5 protein-coding genes and 1 pseudogene are annotated in these 6,061 nt (G+C 69.5%); all 6 read left to right on the top strand.

Features of this window, described 5'->3' with window-relative positions; genetic code table 11:
- The first annotated feature begins 224 nt into the window (after positions 1–224).
- Positions 225–2,492, top strand: a complete 2,268-nt coding sequence (pbpC, locus tag BN2503_RS10040; RefSeq protein WP_054256517.1) for a penicillin-binding protein 1C — start codon at positions 225–227, stop codon at positions 2,490–2,492.
- Positions 2,493–2,644: 152 nt separating this feature from the next.
- Positions 2,645–3,199: a regulatory sequestration protein YfiR gene (gene yfiR / locus BN2503_RS10035; protein WP_233495045.1), complete on the top strand. Its 555-nt coding sequence runs from the start codon at positions 2,645–2,647 to the stop codon at positions 3,197–3,199.
- 175 nt (positions 3,200–3,374) lie between these two features.
- Complete coding sequence (locus BN2503_RS20705; RefSeq protein ID WP_074930249.1) at positions 3,375–3,932, top strand: CHASE sensor domain-containing protein; 558 nt, start codon at positions 3,375–3,377, stop codon at positions 3,930–3,932.
- Positions 3,929–4,207: pseudogene (locus tag BN2503_RS20925) on the top strand (GGDEF domain-containing protein); the annotation flags it as partial. The gene BN2503_RS20705 and the pseudogene BN2503_RS20925, both read left to right, overlap by 4 nt.
- Positions 4,208–4,319: 112 nt before the next feature.
- Complete coding sequence (locus BN2503_RS20695) at positions 4,320–4,709, top strand: OmpA family protein (protein WP_074930245.1); 390 nt, start codon at positions 4,320–4,322, stop codon at positions 4,707–4,709.
- A gap of 147 nt (positions 4,710–4,856) precedes the next feature.
- Positions 4,857–6,032: an alpha-hydroxy acid oxidase gene (locus tag BN2503_RS10025; RefSeq protein ID WP_054256516.1), complete on the top strand. Its 1,176-nt coding sequence runs from the start codon at positions 4,857–4,859 to the stop codon at positions 6,030–6,032.
- Positions 6,033–6,061: the final 29 nt, after the last annotated feature.

Here is a 6,061-nt window from a genome sequence, read left to right as displayed (position 1 = left end):
CCGCAGGGCGTCAAATGGGCGTGCCGCTGGCTCATAACGCCGGAATTTGCCGGCGAATCGAGCTGCCATCGTCGCTTCGATCCGCATCGCGAAACTCAACGTGCCTCAGTCAGCTCGGACACGCAGGCGGACTGGGTTTTGCAGACCTTCCCTAGAAAGGGCTTGAGGCCATTTTTTCTCACAACATGGTGTGCTGCCCGCAAATGGAATAAGCTGCCGCGCCAATGCCTTTCTTTGTTTCTTTTCCGGCTGGCTTGCCGCGCGTGCGGTGGCGCTGGCGTGCCGGTGTGGCGGCGCTGGCGTGGCTGGCCCTGCCTGCCTGGGCCCTGCCCACGTTCCATGAGGTGCGCACGGGCTTTCGTTCGTCCGAAACCCTGGTGCTCTCGCGCGAGGGCGAGGTGGTGCAGCGCGTGCGCACCGATGCCAGCGTGCGCCGTGGCCAGTGGCAGGCGCTGGCCGACATGTCGCCCGCGCTGCGCCAGGCGCTGGTGCTGAGCGAGGACAAGCGTTTCTACGAGCACAGCGGCGTGGACTGGGCCGCCGTCTCCGCCGCCGCCTGGGGCAATCTGTGGAACCAGCGCACGCGCGGCGCCAGCACCCTCACCATGCAGCTCGCCGGCCTGCTCGACGGCGACGCATCCGGCTTTCTGCGCCAGGGCCCGGGTGGGCGCGGCGTGGCGCAGAAGCTGGGCCAGGCCGTGGCAGCGCAGGTGCTGGACCGGCGCTGGCGCAAGGACCAGATTCTCGAGGCCTATCTGAACCTCGTGCCGTTCCGTGGCGAGATCGTCGGCATCGACGCCCTGGCGCGCACCCTGTTCGGCAAGGCACCGCACGGCCTGGACGAGCGCGAGGCCGCCGTGGCCGCCGCCCTGGTGCGCGCCCCCAACGCCCGGCCCGCGCTGGTGGCGCAGCGCGCCTGCGGCGTGCTGCGGGCCATGCGCCCCCAGGCCGGGAGCGCTGCGGCCCGTGCCGAGTGCGACGCGCTCGACCTTTTCACCACCGCCGCCCTGCAGCGTCGTGCCTGGGCCGCCAGCGACGGCATGGCACCGCACTTCGCGCGCCAGTTCATGGCGCAGCAGCGCGCCCTGCTGGCGCCGGGCCAACCTTTGCCAGCCACGCTGCGCTCCAGCCTGCGCGCGCCGCTGCAGCGCATGGCGCAGCAGACCCTGGCCCAGCACCTGCGCGAGCTGCGCGGGCGCAACGTGGAGGACGGCGCCGTGGTGGTGCTGGACAACGCCAGTGGCGAGGTGCTGGCCTGGGTCGGCTCCTCGGGCGAACTCAGCCAGGCCGCCGAGGTGGACGGCGTGCTCGCGCGCCGCCAGCCGGGCTCCACGCTCAAGCCCTTTCTGTACGCGCAGGCCATCGCGCAGCGGCGGCTCACGGCGGCCTCGCTGGTGCACGACGCGCCCGCGCAGATCGGCACCGCCAGCGGGCTGTACATCCCGCAGAACTACGACCGGCAGTTCAAGGGCTGGGTCTCGGTGCGCACCGCGCTGGCGGCCTCGCTCAACGTGCCCGCGGTGCGCACGCTGGTCATGGTCTCGCCCGACGCCTTCTTCGCCCAGCTGCGCCAGCTGGGCCTGCCGCTGGCCGAATCCGGCGGCTACTACGGCTACAGCCTGGCCCTGGGCAGCAGCGAGGTGCCGCTGCTGCACCTGGCCAACGCCTACCGCGCGCTGGCCAACGGCGGGCGCGTCAGCCCCGTGGCCTATGCGCCGGGCGCTGCGCCCACATTCACCCCGGCGCTGGACGCACGCGCCGCGTTCGTGGTGGGCGACATCCTCTCCGACCCGAACGCGCGTGCGCGCACCTTTGGCACCGACAGCGTGCTCGCCACGCGCTTCTGGAGCGCGGTCAAGACCGGCACCAGCAAAGACATGCGCGACAACTGGGCGGTTGGCTGGTCTGCGCGCTACACCGTCGGCGTGTGGGTGGGCAACGCCAGCGGCGCCAGCATGCACGACGTGAGCGGCACCAGTGGCGCGGCGCCCATCTGGGCCGCCGTGATGGGCTGGCTGCACGCGCGCACCCCCAGCCGCGCGCCCCAGCCCCCGGCCGGTTTGGTGCGCCATGACGTGCGCTTTGGCCCCGACGCACAAGGCCAGCCGCTGGAGAGCCAGCGCGCCGAATGGTTCATCGACGGCACGCAGCAGCCGCTTTTTGCTATGGACTCAGGAGCTGCTAGCGCTTATCCCCAAAGCGCTGGAGGCCAAAATGGCATCCAAGCACGCATCCAGTCACCGGCGCCTGGCACCATCATCGCGCTCGACCCCGACATCCCGCCCGCACGCCAGCGCCTGTGGTTCGAGGCCAGCGGCGAGGGCAGCGGCCTGCGTTGGCGTATCGACGGGCGTGAGCTGGGCCGGGGCGCGCGCTGGGGCTGGCTGCCCTGGCCGGGGCGGCATCTGGTGGAACTGACCGATACGCGCGGCCAGGTGCTCGACAGCCTGCGCTTCGAGGTGCGCGGGGCGGGGGTGCGGGGTGGTGCTTGAGTTTGCTTCCATGCTCCGAAAAGTGTAGCTTTCAGAGTAGTCCAGCAAAGGGCTATCGGCATGGAGGGTTCGGTGTGCGTACGGCGTGTACGCTTTCACTTGCACAGGGATGCAACTTCCAGGAGGCCCCGCTTGCAACCCCTTCTCTCCCCTTGGCGCCGGCTCCAGCACCACCTGCCAGCGTGGTGCGCGGCAGCGCTGCTGTGCGCCGCCGGATGGGGGCGGCGCAGCCAGCGTGGGGGCAGGACATCGTCACCGACGGCAAGTCGCAGTCCGTCGCCAAGACGGTGATGGGCATCCTGGGCTACACGCGCTGGCCGAGCGAGCCCGAAACCGTGCAGTTGTGCGTCGTCGGGCCCACCGAGTACGCCGACGAGCTGCTCAAGGGCTGGCAACTGCCGGGCGCGCGCGTGGTGCAGGTGCGCCGCATGCGCCTGGAGGACGCGGCCTTGCTGACGCAGTGCCACGGCGTGTACGCGGGCCGGCTCGACGACCGGGCCTGGCAGGCGCTGCGCCAGCGGCTGCAGGGCCAGCCGCTGCTGTCGATCAGCGAGCGCCAGGAGCTGTGCCAGACCGACTGCATGTTCTGTCTTGACGTGCGGGACGTGGGCTTCGGCTTTGAAACCAACCTCGATGCCGTGGCACGCAGCGGCGTGCGCGTGAACCCGCGGGTGCTGCAGCTGGCCAGGCGCAAAGGAGGGGCTTGATGGCTCCAGCGCCAGGGGCGGCGCCCGGGCTGCTTTCGTTGCGTGGCGTCGTGCACCGCGCCCATTTGGGCATGGCCTTGGTGGCCTGGCGCTGGCGGGCAGCCTGCTGCTGCTGGCCGGTCTGTTCGCGCTGCGCGCGCACATTGGCAGCAACCTGGAGCTGACGGCACGCTCCGTGGCCTACACGGTCGAGGCAGCGCTGGTCTTCAGGGACGCCGAGGACGCCAAGCAACCCCTGGGGCGCATGTTTGCCAGCGAGGGCGTGGCCCAGGCGCAGGTGCGCGATGCGCAGGGCAAGGTGTTCGCGCAGTGGCAGCGCAGCGCGGCGGGCCCGCGTGCGCGATTGGGTGCCACGCTGGCGCGGCTGGTCGGCAGCCAGCAGGCTGTGGCCCCCATCTTGTTTGGCGGCGTGGCGGTGGGGCAGGTCGCGCTGCATGGCGACGGGCAGGGCATGCTGAATTTCCTGCTGTCTGGCGTGGCCGTGCTGCTGTTGTGCACGGCGGTCAGTGGCGCAGTCGGCATGGCGCTGTCGCGGCGCATGCTGCGCGATATCGTGACGCCGCTGCAGGCCTTGGCCCGGGTGGCGCGCGCAGTGCACCACGAGCATGCCGTGGGCCAGCGTGTGCCGCCTGCGCGGCTGGCCGAGCTGCGGATGCTGGGAGATGACTTCAACGCCTTGCTCGATGAGTTGGAGCGCCGCCAGTCGCTGCTGGAAGAAAAAATGCCCCGCTGACCCACAGTGCTCTGCACGATAGCCTGACCGGGCTGCCCAACCGGGCCCATTTCGAGCATTTCCTACAGGAAGCGATGGCGCGCGCGCATGCCAGCGCGCAGCCGATGGCGCTGCTGTTTCTTGACAACGATGGTTTCAAGCAGGTCAACGACACCTACGGTCATGCCGCCGGTGATGTCCTGCTGACCGAGGTGGCGCGGCGGGTGCAGGCGCAACTGCGTCCGGGGGACCTGGCAGCACGCTTGGGTGGGGACGAGTTCGCCGTAGTGATGGCGCCCGTTGCCACGCTGCCAGATGCAGAGGCCATGGCTGCCCGCCTGGGCCAGGCCATTGCCGCGCCGTTGCGCCTCATCTGGTGTGGAGCTGCATCCCGCAGCCAGCATTGGCGTGGCCTTGTTTCCGCAGCAGGGCTCCGACATGGAGGCGCTGCTGCGCGCCGCCGATGTCGCCATGTACCATGTGAACGATTTCGACTCGGACGCGCTGCAGGGCCAGCGCCGCGTATCTGTGCTGAAGATGGGGCGCGCACTGGTGGCGGTGGGTGTACAGACGCTGCGCGTCGAGGGCCATACGGACGACCAGGGCAGCGACACGTACAACGAGCGCCTGTCCCTGCGTCGCGCGCAAGCCGTGGCCCAGGCGCTGGCCGTGGCGGGCATGGAGCGTGGCCATATCAGCGTGCGTGGCTACGGCCGCAGCCGTCCTCTGGTGACCAGCGGACCCGAGGGGGCGCGCAAGGAGAACCGGCGCGTGGCGATCATCGTTCCTGCCCAGTGAACCTGCGCTGGCGGGCCCAGTCCTGGGCGGGCGCTGCCAGCGGTCGTCCGCTGTAGAAAAATTCAAATCCGCTGCAAAAGTCTTCAGCCCGACACGCATGGGGCGGCGCTACCATGCGCGGCTTGTTTCAAGCCAACCGAGGACGCTGTGGCCGATCTCTCCAAAATCACCTGCATAGAAGACCTGCGCGTGGTCGCTGAACGGCGCGTGCCGCGAATGTTCTACGACTATGCCGATTCGGGGTCATGGACCGAGGGCACTTACCGCGCCAACGAAAGCGATTTCCAGGCCATCAAGTTCCGCCAGCGCGTGGCGGTGAACATGGAGGGGCGTAGCACCGCCGTCACCATGGTGGGGCAGAAGGCCTTCATGCCGGTGGCAATCGCGCCCGTGGGCCTGACGGGCATGCAGCATGCCGATGGCGAGATCCACGCAGCGCGCGCAGCCGAGAAGTTTGGCGTCCCGTTCACGCTCTCGACCATGAGCATCTGCTCCATCGAGGACATCGCCGAACACACCAGCGCGCCGTTCTGGTTCCAGCTCTACATGATGCGCGACCGCGACGCCATGGCCCGCATGATCCAGCGTGCCAAGGATGCGAAATGCAGCGCCCTGGTGCTCACGCTCGATCTGCAGGTGATCGGCCAGCGCCACAAGGACATCAAAAATGGCCTCACGGCACCGCCGCGGCCCACGGTGAAGAACATCCTCAACCTGATGACCAAGCCGCAGTGGTGTCTGGGCATGGCGGGCACGAAGCGCCGCACCTTCCGCAACCTCGTGGGGCATGTGAAGGGCGTGTCCGACATGCATTCGCTGGCGGCCTGGACCAACGAGCAGTTCGACCCGCGCCTGTCCTGGGCTGACGTTGACTGGGTGCGGCAGCAGTGGGGCGGCAAGCTCATCCTCAAGGGCATCATGGAGGTGGAAGACGCCGTGCTGGCCGCGCAGCACGGGGCCGACGCCATCGTGGTGAGCAACCACGGCGGGCGCCAGCTCGACGGCGCGCCTTCGTCCATCCACGCGCTGCCCGCCATCGTGGCGGCCGTGGGCGACCGGCTGGAGGTGTGGATGGACGGCGGCATCCGTGGCGGGCAGGACGTGCTCAAGGCCTGGGCTCTGGGCGCGCGTGGCACCATGATCGGCCGGGCCATGGTTTATGGGCTGGGCGCCTTCGGCGAGGCGGGCGTGTCCAAGGCGCTGCAGATCTTGCACAAGGAGCTGGATGTGAGCATGGCGTTTTGTGGCCGCACGGATATCCGCACGGTGGACCGCTCCATCCTCGTGCCGGGAACCTATCCGGCGCCCACAATAGCGGGGTGACCGCCGCCGACCCGTCCCGCCGCATCGCC

The organism is Paenacidovorax caeni, from assembly GCF_001298675.1.
Classification (GTDB): domain Bacteria; phylum Pseudomonadota; class Gammaproteobacteria; order Burkholderiales; family Burkholderiaceae_C; genus Paenacidovorax; species Paenacidovorax caeni.
This window is presented reverse-complemented; position numbering and strand designations above follow the sequence as displayed.

Bases quoted from the DNA above. Each gene is read 5' to 3' on its own strand.
- pbpC (WP_054256517.1), top strand. From the start codon at position 225: ATGCCTTTCTTTGTTTCTTTTCCGGCTGGCTTGCCGCGCGTGCGGTGG.